Below are 21,244 nucleotides of genomic sequence, written 5' to 3' on the forward strand. Positions count from 1 at the left end.
GTCAGTTGTCAGTGCACTGACAACTGGACACACATTCGCAGTCAAAGAAGACCGTGGGAGAGGCAGACCGCCTCGTTTGCACCACCAAGGAGAGAATCACAATGGCAGGCAAGCGTTTCACGGCGGCACTCGATCAGATCGACCGCCAGAAAAACTACCCGCTCAACGAGGCGCTCGGACTGGTGAAGAAATTCGCCACGGACGAAGCGACCAAGCACAAGTTCGACGAGACCGTCGAAATGCACTTCCGTCTCGGCATCGACCCACGCCACAGTGAACAACAGGTCCGCAGCACCGTGCTGCTGCCTGCGGGCCTCGGCAAGAAAGTTCGCGTGCTGGTCTTTGCCGAAGGTGATGATGCCCGCGCCGCTGAAGCGGCAGGTGCGGACATCGTCGCCGACGATCAGATCGTCAACAAGATCCAAACGGAAGGCTGGACGGACTTCGATGCCACGCTGGCGACCCCGGCCATGATGAAGAAGATCGGCCGTATCGCCCGTGTTCTCGGCCCGCGCGGCCTGATGCCGAACCCCAAGGCCGGCACCGTCGTCGAAGCCGACGATCTTGCTCGCGCCGTCGAGGAACTGAAGGCGGGTCGTGTCGAGTTCCGCAACGACAAGACCGGCAACGTGCATGTACCCATCGGCAAGACCAGCTTCACGCTCGAACAGCTTCAGCAGAACGCCGAGGCGGTCTTCGCCGCGGTTGAAGCGCAGAAGCCGTCTGCCGCGAAGGGTGTGTACATGAAGCGCGCCGTCGTGTGCTCGACCATGTCGCCGGGCGTGCGCCTTGAACTATCGTCGGGCAGCACGTCGACCAAGTAACGCCTCGGTCGCACTTGCACGTAAATGAAAGCCCCGGGATGTCCGGGGCTTTTTCGTTACTTAGTCGCTCTGGCTCACTGCTAGTTCATCGGCGGGCACTCGCGGCCGGTCTGCTGGCGCACGTTGTCTTCACGCACCCAACCCTGTACCTCAACCGAGTCGACCTGCGCGCGGACGAAATACCAGATGCGATTGTCGTCCGGCCCGCGCTGCTGCTGAATCACCGTCAGCGGCTGAAGGAACTGCAGCGTACCGGTCTGAGGCGCGCCGGTCGTCGGACGCGAGCGAATACGCGTGCCCGACTCGTTAGTCACCACTAACTCGCAAAGAATAGCCGGCGTCGGCGTGATGCTGGGCGTCAGCGTCTGCGTCGGCGTGTCGGTCGGCGTGGCGGTCGGTGTCGACGTCGCTGTGGCCGTAGATGTCGCGCTGGCCGTCGGCGTGTTCGTCGGCGTATCCGTGGCAGTCGGCGTAAACGACGCCGTCGGCGTATTGGTCGCCGTCGCCGTGTCGGTCGGCGTGAAGGTCTGGCTTGGCGTGAGCGTCATCGACGGCGTCGGCGTGACCGATGGCGGCGGCGGGAAAAATACCGGCAGCCACGTGTCGCGCGTGAGTGCTCCAGTGACGCCGATGATCGTCAGGATACCGGCGACCACGAGTCCGATGCGAAGCCGGTTCCCCTGCCTCTGCCGCCGGATGATCGACTCAATGCGCTGGATTTCGGCCCGTCGCCCGAGGATTCGGAACGGCTCGTCGCGCACCGCGTTGAGCCATGTCTCCGCCTCTGCGACATCGCCGTCTTCGAGGGCAAATTCGGCACGTTCGACATAGCGGGCAAGCAGATCGCTCACCACCGCGCGATACCGGTCGTCTTGCGCGTAATCGCGCAGATCGGCCAGCAGTGTGCGGGCCTGCGCGAGGTCGTTGTCGAAGTTCTGCGCAATCATCGCTGCGCTGCGCTCAATCGTCTGCCGAGCGCGCTGGGCGTTGGCGGTCATCGTCTGCGCTTCGATCTTGAGCTCGCTCAGACGCGCATCGGACGGGTCGAGGTCGCTGCCAACCTCCAACAGCTTGAACGCCTCGTTGCCCAGCGTCAGGCGTTCATCGACGCTCGTCGCCGACAGCGCACGGTTAAGCGCCGCCTGCGCCTGATCGGTCACCTGCGCCTTGATGCCGGCGAATTTCGTACTCGCCTCCTGAACCAGCCCCGATACGCGCTGGCTATTGGGAAGCAGTTGGCGCACACGCGATAGGATTGCTTGCACGTTGCGAATCTGGCCGGCCTGTTCGCTTAGCGTGCCGCTGAGTGTCGTGAGCTGCACGCTGGCCTGTTCGGTGTCGCTCTGTACGCGCCGTGCCGTCTCGAGGCGCTCGTCGATCTGCGGATCGTTCGGCACGACTGCCAGCGCGCCTTGATACTTGCGCACCGCCTCGCCCCAGTTATCGGCCGCGAGGAAGCGGTCGCCTTCGCTCATCAACTCGCGCGCCAACGCCAAGTCCTGAATGTCGAGCAGCGCCTGTTCGGCGTCCTTCCAGCTCAAGATACCGCTGCGCTCGGCCAAGTCGCGGGCCTCGCGGTACAAGCGTCCCGCCTCCTCGTAATTCCCGGCGCGCTCTAGCGACTTGGCGCGGTTATAGGCGACGCGCGCGTCGAACGGGATGCGGTGATCGGGCACCACGCCGCGGATCAGGTTGTCCTCGGCCTTCTGACGATATTCCAGCGCGGTTGCGTTGCCGGGCTGCGCCTGAAGGATTCGGTTGGCGGTCTCGACCGTGATCTGATAGTCGCCGGCGTAGTAGCTTTGCGAAAGATCGCTAATGAGATCTTCGATGTCGGCCGGCGACGCGCCCGGTGCCATGTTCATCGGTGGCGGCTTACGCTGGCCGGGTGTGCGCCCACCGGATTCCGGCGGCGAATACCCCGGAGACGACGAAAACCGCGGCGGGGGCGGGGGTTCGTCCGCATCCGGAACGGGTGTCGAAGGTGAGGACGGCGCCTCACTGTCCGGCTCCGAGTCGTCAGTGACTTGTTGGACGCTCTGAGTCTGAGTGCTGCGGACGGTCTGATACGTGTTCGTCGACCTCGGCGGATCAGGCGCTTCGACCTTGCGATTTACGGCATAGCGCGCGAACAGGTCGTTGACACGCTGTGCAGCGTGGCCGCTGCGCCGCCCGGCCTGCTCCAGTAAGTCGAGCAGTTCGGCATCGGTGGGGTCTTGCTGAAGCGCCTGCGCAAGGATGTCCATTGCCGCGTCGATGTCGTCGTCGTCGCCAGCCACTTCGATACGAATGCGGGCACGCCGTACCAGCCCGCGCACAGCCGCGGACACTGCACTCGGCACCGGAGTCGCGGACGCCGTGCCCAAGCGCGCCACTTCCGCGAACATGGCCTGCACCGTGCTTTCGTAAGTCGTATTCTTGGCATCGGTCAGCAGGGTGCGGGCGTTGGTCTCGATGTCACGCAGGATTCCGGAGTCGGGAGACGTTGCAGTCTTGTAGCTGTCGATCATGCGCCGCAGCGCATCGATCCTCGATTGTAGATCCATTAGGTACAATCCTACGCGGTTATCACGCGCTCAAATTACCCCACCTTGCGCGGTCGGGCAAGTGCCGTCTTGCCAACGACTCTTACGCCCCCTGATTGCGCAGAAGGAGACCCGAACGATGCTCTACGACATCACACGAACCGTACGCCCAGCGACCGCCGTGTGGCCCGGCGACGCACAATATCAGGTCGACACCGTGCTCGCGATGGATGCCGGTACGTCGGTCAACCTGACGACACTGTCGCTCAGCCCTCACACCGGTACCCATGCCGACGCTTACTTCCACTACACCCGCGCCGGCGTACATCCCGCCGACATGCCGCTTTCGCCGTATCTTGGTCCGGCACGGGTCGTTACCGTCGCCCGCCGCGCTGGCCCCCTCACCTCTGCCGATTTCGCACCCGGCGCGCTCGATGGCGTGCAGCGGCTGCTCATCAAGAGCCACGTCAGCGACCTGCCGGACGACCAATGGCCGTCCGAATTCCCGTATCTATCGGTCGCGCTCATCGAAACGCTCGCATTACACGGCTGCGTGCTAATCGGATTGGACTCCCCGTCGGTCGACGCCTTCGACAGCACCGATCTCCCCTGCCACAACGCAATCCGAAACGTGGGTATGGTCAATCTCGAACTATGCTTGCTGCGTGACGTCCCCGACGGCGACTACGAATTGATCGCGCTGCCCCTTAAACTCGACCTCGCCTGCGGCAGCCCCGTCCGCGCAGTCTTACGAACGATATAGCTGTGGGGCGCTCCCCAGCCCCGCCTGAAGGCAATCTCCCATTCCGCGGATTTGGCGCGCGTACGCGCCAAATCCGCAGCGAAGGGGTCAAGGGGTGCAGACCTCATGTGGAGGTTCGGAGGTGACGTCTCCCCAGTCTTCCTAGTACGGTCCGTACGAGTCGCCGTTGTCGAGCAGCAGGAAGACCTGCGTGATGGTCACGTCGAGGATCAGCGTGCCGCCCTCGATGCGCTGTAGGTTGAGATCGGCGGTCTGCTGCGGCGTGCGGGCATAACCGAGGGTCTGCTGCAAGGTCGAGTCGCTCGACCACAGGCCGAGAAACGGCTCTGCCGGCGCGCGCAGGCCCTCAGGCGGCGCGATATTGACCGGCGCGGGCAGCAGGGCGACGTTGGTATACCAGAAGCGGCCCGGACGGACCTGCCCCGGCTGAATCGCCCAGACCTCGCCCGTGTCCTGCCGGCGATACATCACGCCGCGTTCGAACACCTGCACGTCCGCCGCAAAGCCGAACCGCTCTTGCAGCGCACAGCCCACGCGCCGGGAGATCGACGGATTCTCGCGCCAGACGGTTCCGAATACCGGATCGAACGGGATCGTGCAGGCGTCGGTCGTCTCGGTGGCGTCAAGCGACGGCGTCGAAGGCAGCTGGCGCGGCAGGTCGATGTCGATTTGCGCTTCGCCGAGGAACACTCCGACGTAGGGCGTCTCGGTCGGGACAACGGTCGGCAGCGCCGGCGTCGGCGTGGATGGATTCGCCTGCCGCGTCGCTTGGCGTTGAATCACGCTCAAGGTCGGCGGCAGGTCGACAGTCGCCAGACGCCGGACGAGCTGTACCTGCGGCTCGTCTGGCGTTACGGTTGCCACGGCATCGGCGCACGCGCCGAGCAGCAGCGCACCTAACGTAAGGATCAGGACGGTCGCGGCTCGACGCACGCTACTCCTCCGCGGGCTGGACAGTGAACTGAGCGCCAGCCGCGCGGCCATACACTTCAGGCAGGTAGAACTCGCGCGCGGTGGTCGGGATCACATTGTACACGCCTTCGACGGTTGCGCGCGCCACATACGTAAACGTGTATGTCCCGGCCGGCACATAGTCTGCGCTGAGCACCACGCGGTCGTCACGGTACTGCACGTCCGCCCACCATACACGGCCATACCGCACGCCGCCGCGTTCAAACTCGGCGTCCGTGTCGGTCTGCTGCGCCGTGTCGAGGCCCGGATCGATCGGCTCGAGGCCGGCCGGGACAGAGTCTTCCAGTACGACGAAGTTGAGGCCGGCAGGTGCGATCAACGTGACCTCGACCTGTACCAAATCCCCGACTTGGGCCGTAGTCGTCGTGGCATCGCTGCCTTGCAGGCGGTACACGCGCGAGAGCGTAATGCCTCGGCTCGCGGCCTGCACGTTCGGCACCGGCACGAAGGCGTTGAGGTACGCCGTGTAGTACAGCGCGCCCTGCCCGTCCGTGCGGTCGATCTCGACGAGGTTCGCCTCGTCTTGCGCCAGCTCGGCGATCGGCACGCTGACTGTTTCGCGCGCTGTCGCGTCCGCCGGGGTCAGCGTGCGCGCGAGCAGTTCCGCATCGCTTACTGACACGGTAAAGCTGTAGTCCGGTTGGGTCTCGTCGGTGGCGATCATCCATTCGGTAAGCGCCATCAGCGACCACGCGGTCTCCTGCGTCGTCTCCCACAGGTCAGCACGCCGCGCAATCATCAGCCAACGCACGACGTTCGGCAGCAGCGGTTCATCCGCGTTGACGGACAGCAGCGCCCACAGCGCCATCGCGGTGGTGCGCGTGTTGCTGTTCCAGTTGAGGTAGTCGCGCTCGCCTTCTTCCCAGTTGGCGCCGTTTGCCGACAACACGGCGGTCCCAATCAGGTCGCTGCGCAGCGTACCGATCTCGCGGCTGTAGTCGCGTTCACCGGTCGCCATCGTCCGCAGCAGCAGGGCACGGCCGTACACATCGAGCAGGTCGCGCAGGTCGAACAGTTCCGAGACGCGCGCTTCCGACACGGTCGACCCGCTGCGCGACAGCGCGTACAGCAGCAGTGCATGCCGGTTCAGCAAGTAGGTTCGCGTGTTGCGATTGACCGCACCGAGGTTGCGGCCCAGATACCGTCCGCCTTCCGATACCGCCGACGACAGCACCGTGAACCCGTTGTCCTCAGCCTCGGTCAATGCGATCAGCACCCACGACGTCACTAGCGGACTGCTGTCGAGTGTCGGATACCAGCCCCATCCGCCGTCAACCTTCTGCTGCGCGATCAGCCGTTGGATTGCCAACACGCTCTGTTCGCGGAGATCGGCCAAGAGCTCGGCGTCGGTGCTGCCGGTAGCGTTAAGCATCCGCAGCGCCGTCACGTTCGCCAGCAGGCGCGACGCAACCGCTTCGGCGCAGTCACAGGCAAATGCCTCGAATGCCCGCACTGCCTTCACTGCGGACACAGCCAGCGACGGCTCAAGGTCGATCGTAAGCGTGCCTTCGGCAACTTGATAGCGGGTCGGCAGCACGACCGCTTCGACCCGCGCACCGGCCTGTCGCAGAACGCCGCCCGTACCGACAAACTCCGGCACAACGAACTTGCGCACCGGCAGCAGGCGGTCTTCGCCCTGCCCGAACTGCGGGCGGGTTGCATCGCTGACGCCACCGCCTTCGGCGCTGAACACCAGCTCGACGGCCTCGACATCGCCGACGGTCGCCAGCCACGACACACGAGCGCGGCCCCGGGCCGGCACGGTAACCTGCTGCGTGTCTGCCGTCGCCAGCGTCACGCCGTCGTGGAACAGCGTCACATCCGCCGTGATGTCCGCGTCGGTATTGTTGTTGAGTACGGCGCCCAGCATCACGTCGTCACCAACGACGAAGAAGCGCGGGGCCACTGGCCGCACGATCAGCGGCTTGGTGGCGACGATATCCTCGTTCTGCTGGCCGACCTTCATCGGCTCGTCAATGCCGGCCGTTACGCCGAAAACGTTCATGCGCCACGTCGTCAGGTTGTCCGGCAGGCTGATCGTCACCTGCGCGGTGCCGTCCGGGCCGGTCTCAAGCTGGCCCTCCCAGAACGCCGTGTCGATAAACTCCTCGCGCAGTTCCAAAACGCCAAACTCGCCGCCACCGCCACCGCCGCCGCCCTTGATGACGTCGCGCGTGTACTGCGTGATCAGATCGGTGTTGATCGTCAGCACGCTCGCCATGAGCACCGAGAGCGGCTGCGGGCCGTAGAAGAAGTCGAGGATCGGCTGGAAGCGGTCCTCGCCCAGCGATAGCGCGGCCAGATCGGTCAGAGCTGCGCTCAGTTCGGTCTGCACGGGCTGGCCGGTGTGATCGCGCACAGTGAACGTGAACGTCACCTCGTCGCGCGGGCCGGCGGTCTCGCGATCGGGCTGGATGTCGATGTCCAGTTCAAACTGCGAGTTGTCGACTTGCAGCGTCGCATAGCCGAAGCGCATGTCAGTGACCGGATTGTTCTCGTCCACACCCTTGATCAGCACGACCGAGAAGTAGATGGTCGGCGCGAAGTCGGCCTCGATCGGCAAACGGTAGACCGTGCTGTTGGTGGTCAGGGTCACGCGCTCCGAGCGCAGCACGCCGCCGCGCTCCAATGTGATGAGTGCCTCAGTCGGCCCGTTGAACGGCGACGTAATTAGGATTTCGGCCGTATCGCCAACCTCGTATCGCTGTTGATCGGTGATAATCTCGGTGCTGGTCTGGTTGGTCTGCCGCCATGCGACGTATTCGCCGCCGGAGACCCATACCATCCCCGAGCTGGTCACGATATTGCCTTCAGAATCTGTTCCGGTCGCGATCAGTTTGAAGATGCCACCGTTGGGCGGGACAAACTCGAACGACGTTTCGCCGCGCTCGTTGGTCGTCACCGTGCCGGATGCGACCTCGATCTCCTCGACCTCGGATCGCCACACGATGTCGGCCGAGTACGGGTCGAGTTCCTGCACCGAGTTCCAGCGCCGTTCGACAACCTGCACGTTGAAGGTCGTGTTCGGCACGGACTGGCTGTCCCAGTCGACGGTGAGCAAGTTGAACGCCAGCGGTAGGCCGGCCGTCCCGACGAATGCGCCGGGCTGGACGCCGATGTAGAACTGTCCTTGATGCGCGACGACTGTGGCGCGACCCGAAACCGACTGCCCGCTTTCGTCGCTGGCGACCGCCTCGATCACGAACTCGACACTACGGCCGGTCGACCCGATCGACGCCGGGAACTCGATGGTGAACATTCCGTTTTCGTCGGCGACCACCGAGTCGCTGCCGGAGTACGCCGTCAGCCGCGCCGACTGGCCGCTGTCCGGATTGAAGTCGTAGAACTGGTAACGGCCCGGGCCGTCGTACGGGAAGAAATACGGCTGCGCGCTGATGTAGTAGTCGATCGTCGCGTTCGACACCGGCCCGCCGAAAAAGTAGCGTGTATCGACCACTGCGCGCGCCGTCTCACCTTGCAGCACGCCTGCCTGTTCCGGAGTCACGCCGACTTGGAACTCAGGCAGGCGGTATTCGGCCACGTCGAAGTAGACCTGACCGGAGTTGTAGCGCACATCTTCGGGAAGCGACAGCTCTGCCGTGATGGTGTACGACCCCAGACCGCCGTTCTCGTCAATCGTAAACGTGCCGGCCGCGGTGCCGTATTCGCTAAGCGGAACCGTCACCCGATCGATAGGCTCGAACGACTCGTTTCGGAACGTGATGAACGCGTCGAGGCCGGCAGTCACCGTGTAGTCGTTGTCGGTCTTTTCGCGTGCGATGACCTTGTAGTGCACAGGCTGACCAGGTCGATAGACGGGGCGGTCGGTGATCACGTAGATCTGATACTGCGACGGATAGGAGTCGATGGCGATGTCGAACTGGTACGGGAACAAGCCGTCCGACCAGTTGCTCGAGGTAACGCCGAAGCGCCCGTCGCTGTTGACTATGACCAGATAGCGGTCGTACAAGTTGTCGACACGGTCGTGTGCGATGTTGGCCACGCCGTCGGCGTCGGTTACACCCGACGCCACGCCGGCCGCGTTGAACAGATCGACCGCAACGTTCGCCAGCGGCAAGCCGGTGTGCATGTCGGTCGCCCAGACGAGTGTGTTGAGCGGCCCGCGCTTGACCGTCAGCGCCGTATCCGCCACGACCATGATGTGTCGCACGTCGAAACGGTTCGGACCGACCGGGATGTCGATATCGCCAAGCTCTTGCACGTCCGCCGTCAGCAGATACACGCCCTCCGGCAGCGGCCCGCCGTCGAACTCCAACGGTACGGTGATCGCGCCGGCCTGCGCCTCGCGCGTGATCTCGAAGAAGTACTCGTCGTCCAGCCCCTCGGCGATCCAAGCACGGCGCTCGTCGCGCAATACGATCTCCCACCATAGGATGCCGTCCGAGCACCGCGGCCCGCCCACGATCGTGAACGCGTAGCCTTCGTACAGCAGCTCGATGATCTCGCCGTCCACCGGCGCTTCACGGGCGCGCGTCGGTTCGGGGGTCGTAATGATACGGCCCCGGTCGCCGATCGTCGCGCGCGACGGCATAGCGCCTTCGCACGGCGGAATACTCACGCCGTTGACCTCGCCCCCGCCGGCGCCAACGTTGACCAGATCGAGCCGGCGAACGTTGCGAACCTCCGACCCCGGCAGCACCCACGCCCGAACGAGCGGATTGTTCTGGTCCACGATCGTGTCGACCGTCTGGTAGAACTGCTCGCTGTTGAGTTCAGCGAAGAACAACGATGTGTCGACCGTGTGCAGGTACAGGTTGACCTGCTCGACATTGCGGTGTGTCACGAACAGCTCGGTCGATTCGCGTTGGCTGTCGTACACGCCGATGCCCGACCACGGGATGTTGAACGAAAGCTCGGGGTCTTCCTCGCCGGTAACGAAGCTGAACGTCCTCCCGGTCTCGATGGCGTTTCCGTAAACGTCTTCGATCCCCGGCGCTACGGTAATGGTGTACTGCGTCTCCGCCAAAAGCGGGAACAGGATGTCGTAACGGTTGTCGTACTCGCTGAAATATCCGTCGAGTTCGACCTCCGGCAGCGGGTCGATCGTGACCCGTTCCATGACCGTCTCAGGGTTGATCTTCGACGCAAAGTACAGCGAAATGCCTCCGTACGGCTGTACAAACTCGGCGCCGTCGCGTGGATACGTCGCAACGATCGCCGGGCCGGGCACGGTGAAGAAACGCGACGTGAAGCCGGGAAGCGCCGAACGTTGACCGGCATTGAAGACGGAGTCTTCCGGCCAGCCAAAGCGATACTCGGTATCCAGCGCCAGACGTTCGTCAGGCGTGAACATAAAGCCGGTCAGGTCGTCGTTCCACTCGAACGCGCCGGCGACCTGCGCCGGGGTATCTCCGATGACCAGACCAAATGCGCTTTCGACGCTTTCTACGTCCATCGGCTCGCTGAACGTCATTTGGATCGCCTGCGTCAGGGGCACGCCTTCTTCGTCATCGGCCGGCAGGCTGTTGGCGACAAGCGGCGGACGGGTGGCGAAGTTCCAACTGTAGGCCGTCTCCAGCGGGGCTCCGTCGACTGCCGTTAACCCGTCAACCACGCCGACATAAACCGTACCGCCAGACAGCGCGGTAGCGGGAGTGAACTGATACACCGACGTCCCCAGCCATTCGCCTACGCCGGCAACTTCTGGTTGGAGCGTCAGCGGCTGAGGCAGGCCGGCCTGATCGTCAAGGGTAGTCAGCGGCACCACCGGGCGGTCAAAGACGACGACGATCGCCGTGTCGGTGTCGATCTCTTCCATCCCGACCTGCGGCACCGTCGAAATGACGCGCAGGAAGCCGCGCGCCTGTACCGGCAGCACGAAGCGCGCCCCCAGCCCGAAACCGCCTTCTGCACGCACGCCCGGCTCAATGGCGAGGTCGAGCGTTTCACCGGGCGGGATCAATCCAGTGACATCCACGGATAGCGTGGCTCCGTCGCACTCGCCTTCGACCGGTGCGCCACCCAGCGTCACATGGTCGTCGACCGTCGCGCAGTCCAGCGGGGAGTCGAATCGAAGGACGACGAGTTCACCGGGCAGCAGCTCTTCTCCCACCTGCGGCGATGTTTCCACCACCCGCAGGACGCGCTGCGGAGTATTGCCCTGTGCCAGCGCTCCCAGCGGCACGCACAGTGCCACTACGGCCGCGATCCATACCCACTTCATGATGTGTCGCATGGTCGTCCCCCACCTGTATCGACTTGTCTCTCTGCGCTAAATTATACGTCATGGCGATACGTCATGCGCCTGCGCCGTGAGTCCATCCGGGTGCCGGTGGGCGGTCGTCGGGCACAACATAGAGAGAGAAGGAATGCGATGGAATTCGCAGGGAAACGCGCACTGGTGACCGGTGCGAGCCGCGGGATCGGCGCCGGGGTCGCCCGCATGCTGGCAGATCAAGGCGCCGCAATCGCCGTCCATTACAACCACAGTGCGAGCGCCGCCGCCGAGGTCCTTTCAAGCCTATCTGGATCGGGTCACGCGCTCGTTCAAGCCGACCTGTCGCAGCGCGATGCCGCGCGTGCCATGGTCGACGCCGCGGTCGATGCATTGGGCGGGCTGGATATCCTGATCAACAACGCCGGCATCTACACCGAACATCCGGTCCTGAGCGCCGACTACGACGACTGGAAAGCACAGTGGGACGCCATCATCCAGACCAACCTCGTCGCCGCGGCCGACTCGATCTACTGGGCCGTGCGCGTCATGGAAGACGGCGGGGCCGTGGTGAACGTTAGCTCGCGCGGCGCATTTCGCGGCGAGCCGTTCAGCCCGGCATACGGAGCAAGCAAGGCCGGCATGAACAGCATGGGCCAGTCGCTCGCAGTCGCGCTCGCGCCCCGCCGCATTCACGTCATCAGCGTCGCGCCGGGCTGGGTTGACACCGATATGGCGACCGAACACATGGACGGCCCCGCCGGCGACGCCATCCGCGGGCAGTCGCCGTATGGCCGTGTCGCGACAGTCGAGGAAGTTGCATACGCCGTGGTCTTCGCAGCCTCGGACAAAGCCAAATTCATGACCGGTGCCATCCTCGACATCAACGGGGCATCGTACCTGCGAACCTAACCCGCTTCTAACCCGGCCTGTTCAGCCGATGTTGTATACTCGTGCGGTTGAACCCGCATACAAACTCGAGGAGATACGCTACTATGCCTACCCGCAACGCGACCGCAGTCTGGCAGGGCACGCTTCAGGAAGGCACGGGCAAGGTCAGCTACGGCCCGTTCGAACAGAACTACTCCTTCATGTCCCGCTTCGAGAACGGCGATGGCACCAACCCCGAGGAACTACTTGGCGCCGCGCATGCCGGCTGCTTTGCAATGGCACTCGGTGCAGCGCTTGGCCGCAACGGCACCCCCGCTACGCGCGTTAGCACGACCGCCAAGGTCCATCTGACGAAGGGCGAGGCCGGCTTCTCGATCAGCCAGATCGACCTCGATGTCGAAGCCGAGGTCCCCGGCATTGACGACAGCAAGTTCCAAGAACTGGCCGAAAACACCAAGACGGGATGCATTGTGTCCCGCGCGTTGTCGGCCGTGCCGATGACGCTTAGCGCCAAGCTCGTCTAGTCAAACTCTAGGAAAACCACCATGGCAGAAGTTCAGGTCGCCATCCTCGGTCTCGGGCGCGTTGGCGCGTCGATCGGGTTGGCGCTCAAGCGCTACAGCGCACGTGCGCAATCCAAACACGCGTTCACGGTGACCGGGTTCAGCACCCGGCCCGACGACGCGAAGGCGGCCCAGAAGCGCGGCGCGGTCGACTCGATCGCCCATCAGCCAGCCGACGCGGCACGCGGCAAGGACATCGTCGTGATCGCCCTGCCCTACGCCGAGGTCAAGGCTGCCTACGACTATTTTGCGCCCGAACTGCGGCCCGGAGCTGTCGTCCTGGACTTCTCGCCTCTTAAGCAGGAACCGATTAAATGGGCGGAGAAGCACCTCAAGAACGATGCCCACATGATCGGCATGACGCCGCTGTTCAACCCCGCCGTGCTGTTCGACCCGGTCGACACCGCCGACCGCGCCAGCGAGTCGCTGTTCGATGACGGGCTGATGCTCATTACGCCCAGCGTCACGAGCATCCCCGAGGCAATCGAACTGGCGACCGACTTCAGCGGCCTGCTCGGTTCGCGCTCGCAGTTCACCGATCCGGCCGAACATGATGTTCTGATGGCGGCCACGGAAGTGCTGCCGAATGTGCTTGGTTTGGGCTACTACCTTGCGCTCAGCCGGGCGACGGGCTGGGGCGACGTACAGCGCAACACCAACCCGACCTTCGGCGCCATGACGCACGTGCTGTACGACACGCATCCGGACGACCTTGCGGCCATCCTGCGCGATTCCGGCCCCGATGTCGTGCGCGTCCTCGATACCGTTATGGCGACCCTGCGTGATTTGCGGGCTGCCTTAGCAGCGCAGGACCACAACACGCTTGAGCCGGTGATTGCCTCTGCCGCCGAGACGTACGAGCAGTGGTATAACCGGCGCTATCACTGGAAATTCGACGACGACAAAATCAAGTCACCCGAGCCGCCCGGAATCATGAGCGCGCTGCTCGGCGGATGGGTCGGAAACAAGCTGCGCAACCGTGGCAGCAGTCAGGATGACGACCGGTCATGATCGAAAATCTCGCCAAGCGTGCACATCCGATCTTGTGGTTCAGCCCGATTCGCAGGTTGCGCCGAAATCACGCGCTCGAACACGCTACTGTGCACATGCTGCAGCGCAAGATGTCGACGCTGCGAGTCTCTGGCGTCAGCCAGCCCTTCGGCTTCATTCTGCTGCACAACGCCGACCCTGATGCCGTGGAAGCCGCCGTGCATGAAGCGCTCAAGCGTATGCGAGCTGGCGAGCACAACCTCGCTATTCATCCGAGCTGCGGCACGAACTTGATCGTTCAAGGCACGTTGGCCGCACTGGTCGGCCTGTTTATGCTGTGGGGACGGCGCCGGCTCACGGGCCAGCACTTCTCGCGCACGGTGACTTTCATGGCGTTCGCCATTATGGCTGGCCAGCCGCTTGGCATGAGCGTGCAGAAGCACGTCGTCACGGAAGGCGACCCCGGCGATCTGGCAGTCAAGTTCGTCCATTCCGACGAAATCCGCTTTCCGACGCTGGGTCGTAAGATCAACGTGACGCTCGTGATGACGGAGGGCGGATGACCCGCGACCGCATTGTCGCCCGCATGTTGGCGCGGGCTGTGATGTTCGTGGTGTTCGTCGGCGTGGGGATCAGCTTCGTGCTGGCACTGATCGGCGCCGGGCAGTATTCGCTGCCGGTGTGCATCGGGTTTGGTGTCGTCGCGCTGATCGTGCTGCTGGTCGGCAGTTACTTAGTTGCCCGCGTCAAGACATCCGAGGTTTAGTTCACGGTCAGTTCGGCGGCGTCTATTCCCCACTTTCCACCGCACGTCCCCGCTTTGAACTTGAGCTTGATGGCTGCAACCGCTGCGTCGATGGTCAATGCCCCGGTCGCAAGCGTCCACTGTCGATCCGGCGCGGTTGGCAGCGCGAGCTTGAGTTTGTCCTTGCCATTGCCCAACGCACCCGCCCCGGGATCGCTGTAAATCAGCTTGAGAACGGCCCATGAGCACCCGGGCGAGGCGCCAATCGGCCGCACCTGAACACCGATCGTCGCCTCGGCGCCGAGTACAAAGTCGGCGGGATCGAACGGTACAACCTGACGGATCGCGGCGCCGGGCTTGAGCTTGACCCAGCACGTTCCGTCGGGGCTTTTGCCGGTGTCGCACTTCAGCGCGCCGTCACCGCCCAACCATGCCCATCCGTCAGGAAGCGCATTCGCATCGACATCAACCTCGAACGAACGGTTAAGCGGGTACCCTTGCGGCGGTGTGTCCGGAGTCGGGACCGGCGTGAGCGTCGGCACAGGCGTCGGGATCGTGCTGCCGGCGTCGTCGGACACGCGGTAGTTGGCGATCGGGAACTGGGTGTTCGCCAGCGATTGCACGTTGTCCTCGCCGTTGGCACCGGGCCGGCCTAACGGCTTACCGTTGTACGTCGCGTCCGGGTCGGACCAATACGCGACGGCCGGGCAAACACCGAACACGTACACGGGCGGGCATTCGCCGGCGGTGCTGTACGCCATCACGGTCACGAAGTCGCCGTAATCGCCGGGACCTTCGCTTTCGTCCTGATATCCGTACGCATACGGGTCGATGGCGATGAAGCCGTTGGCGCGGTCGTGCGCTTTGCCCATGTTGTGGCCCAGCTCGTGCGCAAACGTAATATCGCTGATGCAAAGCGCCTCGGTCACACTGAACGCCGACCCGGGCGCGGGCATGCCTAACGCAAGGTTGGCAATTCCGCAGTAATTGCGCTCGGCCACTGGCGTCCCGGCAATCAGTGCGACGAGGTCCGCCTTGTACTGGTCACGCCACTGATGGACGATGTCCATGTGCCCGTCGGACGACCCCGATAGGCGGCTCAGGTCGCTAAATCCCTGCTCGACGTATTCGACTGGCGCGACGTGTACGAGCCGAATGCGGAACCCGACGCCGCTGTTCTGATACGTGAGGTTCGTCAGCGCAACGGTCGCCTCGATCGCAAGCCGAATCGCCGCCTCGCTGCCGAGGAACGCCTGCGCCGCCGGTGTGTACACCACCATCACGTCGATGATCGTGCCGTCGTCCGCGCGGACAGCTGAGCGCATGCGTTCGCCATGCGCGATGTCCTCCGGCGTCAATTCGTACGGCACGGCATCATCGATTGGCCGCCCTTGTGCGTCATGACGTCCTGCCGCCATGTCGATCTCGCTGATGCGCACGAGGCCCGAACCGACCGACTGCACGTGGTAGACCAGTCCCCCGACCACGACGCGCGCGTCGAGATTTACGCCATCGCTGGCGACGACCACCGCCGAAGGCTCGCCACCGGGAACGCGACCCGTCCACACCGCTGTGTTTGACACGGCACGGCGTTCGGTCGGCTGCGGGCGACCCTGCGCGACGATCGACACGTCGGGAAACAGGTTGAATGTGAGCGCGGGGGCGCTCAGAGCGCCGGGGACTGCCGACAGTTCAGCCAATCCCCAGCGCAGCGTGCCGACCTGCAAAGGCGGCAGCAAGGCCGCATCGGTTCGGGCCGGGTCGACATCACCGAACAGCGGCGCGCCGGGTACGGGCAGCGGCTGCGATACGGCCATGCCGGCCAGCGTCGCCAGCACGCCAAGCACGATGGCGCCGATCAGCCGCCTGCTCATCGCGCACCTCGCAGTACCGCAAGCGGCGTAACGAGGATCGAGGCGTCGTCCAGCCATACCTTGCCCTGCCCCGCGACAAGGATAGTCGTCTTGATCTTGTCGACCGTGCCGACCACCTGCGCCGTCGCGCTCGCGGTCACCCACCCATCGGCCGCGGCAAAGCATTCGTTCGTCGACGCCTTGCTTGCGCCGACGTCGACATACGTCACGGTGAGTTTCACAGAAGCGCAAGTACCGTCGTTTGTGAGTGCGCGAACCGATCCGGTCACCGTGTCCATCAGTGCCACCGGCGGCGAAACGATCTTCGTCTTGAGTTTCTTGGGTGCTCCGCCCTGCTTAACCTTCACGACGCATCCGTTCGACCCGGCCGGTGCATTGCACGTCCACTTGTCGCCGGTATGCCAATTCTTCGCCGCCCAGAAGTCGGGCACGCCATCGACGTCGGCGTCCAGTTCGAAACCGCCGTTGAGCGCCAGCTCGGAAGCGCCAATCGTGCGCGAATCCGACTCGCGGTAATTGGCGACGGTCAGACGATTGGCGTTGAGCGCGTCGATCTGCGGCTGAGTGAACGGTGGCAGTGCGTCGACGCCCAGCGCCCGGGTCGTCCACTTGAGCGCAACATTGGTGGCGATCGCACGCATTTCGAGGACGATGAAACCGAGGTCGTCATCGAAAGGTGGAACCGGGTGCCCGTTGCCGTCGTAGATTGCGAACCACGACCCGGCCACAAGCACAACCATGTCTGCCGCATACGCGTCGCGCAGCGCGTGAATTTCGTCGAGGATGCCGTCCGCTGTGCCGGTCAGGCTGTTGAGGTCGGCGTTCGGATCGCCGTTGATCTGTTCGAGGAAGAACACGGGCTGGTAGCCGACGACATGCATCTGCGTGTTCACGCCCGCCGTCGCGTATGCCTGATTCACGCTGTCGAATGCCGCGTCGATCAGTCCGATGGCCTGCAAGTCGGTTCCACCCGCGATGGCACGCGCATTCTGACCGATCAGCACCAGCACGTCGACTTGTCCGCCGTCGTCAGGGTCGGCACGCGCGACGGACGAAAAGACAGCGAACGCCGCCACTGCCACCAGAATTCCTCGAAGAGCACGGACGCGCATGACTCCCCCCATTCGATCCGCACCCATCATAGCACGGGCGGCGCAGCCGCTCACTGGACTGGACCTATGCCGACCTGACGCTCCTCGCCGGCCTCCGTGACGACCGTTAAGGGTCCGCCACCGGCTTGCGCGCCGTAGAGTGCGATGCTGAGATACGCGCCGTTAAGCGATGCCGTGCCGAGAGGCTGCACAACCGTGGCGGTCACGCTCGCCCCGGGTGCCCAACACGTCACCGGGACGATCGTGGCGTCGGCGTTTCGCGGCTGCTGCGGTTCGGCGGCGATCGGGTCTCCAGATGCGGGTACGAGAATCGACCCGATCCAATACGGTTCCTGCGGGCGCTTGAGCACATCCAACGTCAAACGCACGGCAAGCTGATCGCCGGCGGGTGCCGCGTCCCACCTGGTCAGTCGCGCGAACGGTGCGTCAGCCCCATCCACAAACGTGGCATCAACTGGCCGGTCGGCCGTCATGACGTCGGGAATTGGCGGGGGAGTGACATCCAACCCCATTACCGAAATCGACATGGTCAGGACGAGCATAAGTGTCGCGTGCGCCGCGCCGAATATGGCGATATGCCCCGCGCGCGGCCGCACTCTGGATAAGCCGTCCGCGCCAGCCGCGATCAGCAGCGGCGTAAAGACCAGCCATACCCGGCCGGTCTCGCCGCGTGCCGTACCACTCAACGTCACGATCGCCATTCCCACCAACAGCGCGGCGCTCAACGCGCCCAGTCCCGAGCGTGCGCGCCAACCACCTACGGCGGACACGACCGCCGGCACAATCAATCCGACGCCTGCCCACACGAGCCAGTCCCACGCGTGCATGACGACCCAGAATGCGTATGGTCGATCAAGGTCGAGGTGAAACTCGAACGACGCGCGAATGAGGTCGAGCGGCGTCAAGCCCGTGGTCATCCAGAACAGCGCCCACGGCACAGCGAACCCAATGCCCGCTGCGATGCCGATGCGGACGATCGCCACAAAGGCGCGCCGTTCGACGCGCAGCCCGTAGGCCAAGGCAAAAAGCCCGAGGATCAGCGGCAGAGGCGCAAACGCGAAGTTGAAGAACAGCGCGACCCCAGAGATCGCGCCGGCCCCGCACGCAGCGATCAGTCGGCGGCTCTCGCGGTCCGCGGCAAGCGCCGCAGCGAGCAGTCCAACGGCCCACAGGGTCGCCAGTGGATACACCGTATTCATGCTGCCGGCGAACGCGGCCAGCGCCGGCGTTAGGGGCCACAGAACAACCGCAAGTCGGGCCGTCCGTTCGTCCGACAACCGGCGAGTCAGTCTATACAGCGGGATGGCGGTCAAGCCAACCCAAAGCGGCGTCAACATCCCGAATACGGCGGCCGATACCTGACCCGGCGAATACGCCAACACCTCGAAGTTGTGACACTGATACGGCCACAGCGCGTCGCTGATAGGCTGGCTGATGGCCGGGAGTGCGTCGCCCGCGCCGGAGAGTAGTGCGTACAGCATCGCCCATCCGGGCGGCAGGTTGCTCAAGTGGCCGCCGGCAGAGGCCATTACCGCCGTCCAGTCGCGCCAGCCTCCACCCGTCCAGTCGATCGTCGCGCTCAGCCAGAACGGGCCGGTGCCGACCTTGCTGATCGTGCGGGCAAACAACCCGTAGACGGCATCGCCCTCATGCGCCGCTGTGACTGCCAAAGCCAGCACGACCGCGCCGAGCGCGGACCACGCCACCAATGCATGCGCTGCGGACCGGCGGACTAAGAGTGCCGCGCCGATGCTGTACGCCGTTACGGCCGCTACCGGGAGGATCCACGCCGGAAGCGAAAGCGGATCGTACGTCCAACGCCAACCGTAACCTCCGCGCACCCACGGCGTCAGGTCGAACGCGAAGACAACGGCAATCGCACCGACCAGCGCGGCCGTCAGGACGATCCAGCGTGCCTTACCCGGCATGGTGCTAGTTGACGAAGCGGTACTTCAGGAGGGTCCAGAGCGCCTTCGGCGCGTCGTGCCACTTGATCTTCTTGCCTTCGGTCCACTCGCGGCCGTTATAGCTGATCGGCACTTCGTAGATGCGGATGCCCTGCTTGAGCACTTTCGCCGTCACTTCCGGCTCGAACTCGAAACCGCGCGCGCGAATGATCATCCCGCGCACGACCTCGGCGCGAAAGCACTTGTAGCACGTCTCCATGTCGCTCAAAATCGCGTTGTAGAGGATGTTCGTCGCGAGCGTGAGCGATTTGTTGGCGACCATGTTCCAAAAGTTCATCGCCTTGCGCGGCCCGCCGAGGAACCGCGAGCCGTACACGACTTTGGCGATCCCTTCTTCGATCGGCTGCAATAGCGAGGGATAGTCGCGCGGATCATATTCAAAGTCGGCGTCCTGAATCAGCAGCACATCGCCCGTGGATTCCGCGAAGCCGGTCACGAGTGCGGCGCCCTTGCCCTTGTTCGCGGTGTGATACAGCACGCGCACCCCCGGTAGTGCCTGCGCTTCGATCTCAGCCAACACGTCGCGCGTGCCATCGGTCGAACCGTCATCGACGATGATGACCTCGTCGGCCAGCCCTACGGCCATCACGCGCTTGAGCACTTCCTCGACGGTGTTGACCTCGTTGAAGCACGGGATTACGACGGTGAGCTTGAGCGTCTTTTCGAAATCGAGCGCCCGCTTGTGGGCATGAAGGACATCGGTCACGGCAGGCGTCTCCGTGCAAAGAGGAAGTTGGCCGGCATTATAGCACGCCGTGGCCGTCCGGCGCCGCCGCGTCGGTAGAACGAGGGTCAAGCGCGGCGCGTACCAACCCGAAGCTGATGCCCAACAGCGCGCCGGCAGCAGCCCACGCCGGTATCCGCGCAATCATCGCCGCCAACAGACCGGGCGGAAAGTCGGGGAACGGATGGGCGTGCCGTACGTCTTTGAACAGCATGACCAGCACGGTGCACAGCGCCGCGCCCGCCCCGACAGCCGATCCGAACGCTGCCCAGCAAACGGCGGCTTTCCACCCGACGAAGGTCGTACGGCTGTAGCGCGAAGCCCAATACGTGCCGAGCGAGACCGCGGCCCAAACGCCAAGCGCCACCGCACTGCCGATGCGGGTATCCTCCGGGCCGGACCACAGGAAGATCATCACCGCGCACAGCACCCCGTTCCAGCGCAGGAGCAGGCCCGGGCGGCGCCAGTGCCAGATCACGGCAGGGCAAACACGGCGCAGTCGCAGTCCCGCGGCGCGTCGACCGCGAAGCCAGCCTGCGCCAATGCGCGCTTGACCGCGCACAGCGGAAGCCCGACGACATTGGTATAGCACCCATCGATGCGCGCGACCGGGCTGAACCCGTTGTGTTGGATCGCGTAGCTGCCAGCCTTGTCGAACGGGTCGCCCGTGGCGATGTAGGCGTCGATCTCGGCATCGGAGTACGGCCGCATTGTCACGCGCGTCTCGACGCGTTCCGCGTGAAGCGGGACAGACGTGCCGCCGCGCATCAGCGCGAAGGCCGTATGCACGGTGTGAGGATGCTCACGCAAGCGGCGGAGCATCGCGCGGGCTTCGGCGGCGTCGGCGGGTTTGCCGAGCAGCGCGCCATCACCGGCAACCCCTACGGTATCCGCTGCCAGCACGATCGTATCGGCAGCCAGCACCACATCCGACTCGCTGAGTCCCGCGGCCACCGCGCAAGCCTTCTCGCGGCTGAGCCGTTCAACGTACGCGATCGGGGACTCATCCGACCGGATGTCTTCGTTGATATCCGGCCGGGCGACGGTGAATGGAATCCCCAGCGACGCGATCAGGTCGCGCCGCCGGGGAGAACTTGATGCGAGGATCAGCGGCATGCG

The 21,244-nt window shown here is 64.3% G+C and carries 16 protein-coding genes; 7 read left to right on the forward strand and 9 right to left on the reverse strand.

All coding sequences use genetic code 11. From position 1 onward, the window contains the following. Positions 1 to 95: 95 nt before the first annotated feature. A complete protein-coding gene (locus tag IPM16_09450) occupies positions 96 to 824 on the forward strand; it encodes a 50S ribosomal protein L1 (protein MBK9123327.1) in 729 nt (242 codons plus the stop codon). Between the two features lie 80 nt (positions 825 to 904). Here IPM16_09450 and IPM16_09455 read toward each other — a convergent pair whose 3' ends face one another. Continuing rightward, on the reverse strand, positions 905 to 3,370 hold the full coding sequence (locus IPM16_09455) for an SH3 domain-containing protein (protein MBK9123328.1): 2,466 nt from the start codon (positions 3,368 to 3,370) through the stop codon (positions 905 to 907). A gap of 118 nt (positions 3,371 to 3,488) precedes the next feature. Here IPM16_09455 and IPM16_09460 point away from each other — a divergent pair, with 118 nt between their 5' ends. Further along, complete coding sequence (locus IPM16_09460; protein ID MBK9123329.1) at positions 3,489 to 4,112, forward strand: cyclase family protein; 624 nt, start codon at positions 3,489 to 3,491, stop codon at positions 4,110 to 4,112. A gap of 141 nt (positions 4,113 to 4,253) precedes the next feature. Here IPM16_09460 and IPM16_09465 read toward each other — a convergent pair whose 3' ends face one another. After that, on the reverse strand, positions 4,254 to 5,045 hold the full coding sequence (locus IPM16_09465) for a hypothetical protein (GenBank protein ID MBK9123330.1): 792 nt from the start codon (positions 5,043 to 5,045) through the stop codon (positions 4,254 to 4,256). 1 nt (position 5,046) lies between these two features. Continuing rightward, positions 5,047 to 11,280, reverse strand: a complete 6,234-nt coding sequence (locus IPM16_09470) for an Ig-like domain-containing protein (GenBank protein ID MBK9123331.1) — start codon at positions 11,278 to 11,280, stop codon at positions 5,047 to 5,049. 138 nt (positions 11,281 to 11,418) lie between these two features. Between IPM16_09470 and IPM16_09475 the strand changes: the two genes are divergently transcribed. From IPM16_09475 to IPM16_09495, 5 genes are all read left to right on the forward strand, one after another. Further along, positions 11,419 to 12,171: an SDR family oxidoreductase gene (locus IPM16_09475; GenBank protein MBK9123332.1), complete on the forward strand. Its 753-nt coding sequence runs from the start codon at positions 11,419 to 11,421 to the stop codon at positions 12,169 to 12,171. 83 nt (positions 12,172 to 12,254) lie between these two features. Continuing rightward, on the forward strand, positions 12,255 to 12,674 hold the full coding sequence (locus IPM16_09480; protein MBK9123333.1) for an OsmC family protein: 420 nt from the start codon (positions 12,255 to 12,257) through the stop codon (positions 12,672 to 12,674). Positions 12,675 to 12,695: 21 nt separating this feature from the next. Further along, positions 12,696 to 13,724 carry a prephenate dehydrogenase gene (locus IPM16_09485; GenBank protein ID MBK9123334.1) on the forward strand — a complete coding sequence of 343 codons (1,029 nt, stop codon included), beginning with the start codon at positions 12,696 to 12,698 and terminating at the stop codon, positions 13,722 to 13,724. Further along, on the forward strand, positions 13,721 to 14,266 hold the full coding sequence (locus IPM16_09490; GenBank protein MBK9123335.1) for a hypothetical protein: 546 nt from the start codon (positions 13,721 to 13,723) through the stop codon (positions 14,264 to 14,266). The genes IPM16_09485 and IPM16_09490 overlap by 4 nt, the downstream gene beginning before the upstream one ends. Further along, positions 14,263 to 14,469 (forward strand): hypothetical protein, encoded by a 207-nt coding sequence (locus IPM16_09495; protein MBK9123336.1) that lies wholly within the window; start codon positions 14,263 to 14,265, stop codon positions 14,467 to 14,469. The genes IPM16_09490 and IPM16_09495 overlap by 4 nt, the downstream gene beginning before the upstream one ends. Here the strand turns inward: IPM16_09495 and IPM16_09500 are convergent. From IPM16_09500 to maf, 6 genes are all read right to left on the reverse strand, one after another. Then, positions 14,466 to 16,322: a hypothetical protein gene (locus IPM16_09500; protein ID MBK9123337.1), complete on the reverse strand. Its 1,857-nt coding sequence runs from the start codon at positions 16,320 to 16,322 to the stop codon at positions 14,466 to 14,468. The genes IPM16_09495 and IPM16_09500 overlap by 4 nt on opposite strands. Beyond that, the gene (locus IPM16_09505; GenBank protein MBK9123338.1) at positions 16,319 to 17,434 is read right to left on the reverse strand and encodes a hypothetical protein; all 1,116 of its coding nucleotides are present in this window, start codon (positions 17,432 to 17,434) and stop codon (positions 16,319 to 16,321) included. Before IPM16_09505 ends, IPM16_09500 begins: the two co-directional genes overlap by 4 nt. A 50-nt stretch (positions 17,435 to 17,484) precedes the next feature. Continuing rightward, on the reverse strand, positions 17,485 to 19,362 hold the full coding sequence (locus tag IPM16_09510) for a glycosyltransferase family 39 protein (GenBank protein MBK9123339.1): 1,878 nt from the start codon (positions 19,360 to 19,362) through the stop codon (positions 17,485 to 17,487). A 4-nt stretch (positions 19,363 to 19,366) separates the two neighbouring features. After that, positions 19,367 to 20,038, reverse strand: a complete 672-nt coding sequence (locus IPM16_09515) for a glycosyltransferase family 2 protein (GenBank protein MBK9123340.1) — start codon at positions 20,036 to 20,038, stop codon at positions 19,367 to 19,369. A gap of 106 nt (positions 20,039 to 20,144) precedes the next feature. Continuing rightward, positions 20,145 to 20,603, reverse strand: a complete 459-nt coding sequence (locus tag IPM16_09520; protein MBK9123341.1) for a hypothetical protein — start codon at positions 20,601 to 20,603, stop codon at positions 20,145 to 20,147. After that, a complete protein-coding gene (gene maf, locus IPM16_09525) occupies positions 20,600 to 21,241 on the reverse strand; it encodes a septum formation protein Maf (GenBank protein ID MBK9123342.1) in 642 nt (213 codons plus the stop codon). Before maf ends, IPM16_09520 begins: the two co-directional genes overlap by 4 nt. Between the last annotated feature and the right edge of the window lie 3 nt (positions 21,242 to 21,244).

Origin of the sequence: Candidatus Flexicrinis affinis (assembly GCA_016716525.1) — a bacterium.
In the GTDB taxonomy this organism is placed as follows: domain Bacteria; phylum Chloroflexota; class Anaerolineae; order Aggregatilineales; family Phototrophicaceae; genus Flexicrinis; species Flexicrinis affinis.

Bases quoted from the DNA above. Each gene is read 5' to 3' on its own strand.
- IPM16_09455 (MBK9123328.1), bottom strand. From the start codon at position 3,370: ATGGATCTACAATCGAGGATCGATGCGCTGCGGCGCATGATCGACAGC.
- IPM16_09460 (MBK9123329.1), top strand. From the start codon at position 3,489: ATGCTCTACGACATCACACGAACCGTACGCCCAGCGACCGCCGTGTGG.
- IPM16_09470 (MBK9123331.1), bottom strand. From the start codon at position 11,280: ATGCGACACATCATGAAGTGGGTATGGATCGCGGCCGTAGTGGCACTG.
- IPM16_09475 (MBK9123332.1), top strand. From the start codon at position 11,419: ATGGAATTCGCAGGGAAACGCGCACTGGTGACCGGTGCGAGCCGCGGG.
- IPM16_09480 (MBK9123333.1), top strand. From the start codon at position 12,255: ATGCCTACCCGCAACGCGACCGCAGTCTGGCAGGGCACGCTTCAGGAA.
- IPM16_09485 (MBK9123334.1), top strand. From the start codon at position 12,696: ATGGCAGAAGTTCAGGTCGCCATCCTCGGTCTCGGGCGCGTTGGCGCG.
- IPM16_09490 (MBK9123335.1), top strand. From the start codon at position 13,721: ATGATCGAAAATCTCGCCAAGCGTGCACATCCGATCTTGTGGTTCAGC.
- IPM16_09495 (MBK9123336.1), top strand. From the start codon at position 14,263: ATGACCCGCGACCGCATTGTCGCCCGCATGTTGGCGCGGGCTGTGATG.
- IPM16_09500 (MBK9123337.1), bottom strand. From the start codon at position 16,322: ATGAGCAGGCGGCTGATCGGCGCCATCGTGCTTGGCGTGCTGGCGACG.
- IPM16_09505 (MBK9123338.1), bottom strand. From the start codon at position 17,434: ATGCGCGTCCGTGCTCTTCGAGGAATTCTGGTGGCAGTGGCGGCGTTC.
- IPM16_09510 (MBK9123339.1), bottom strand. From the start codon at position 19,362: ATGCCGGGTAAGGCACGCTGGATCGTCCTGACGGCCGCGCTGGTCGGT.
- maf (MBK9123342.1), bottom strand. From the start codon at position 21,241: ATGCCGCTGATCCTCGCATCAAGTTCTCCCCGGCGGCGCGACCTGATC.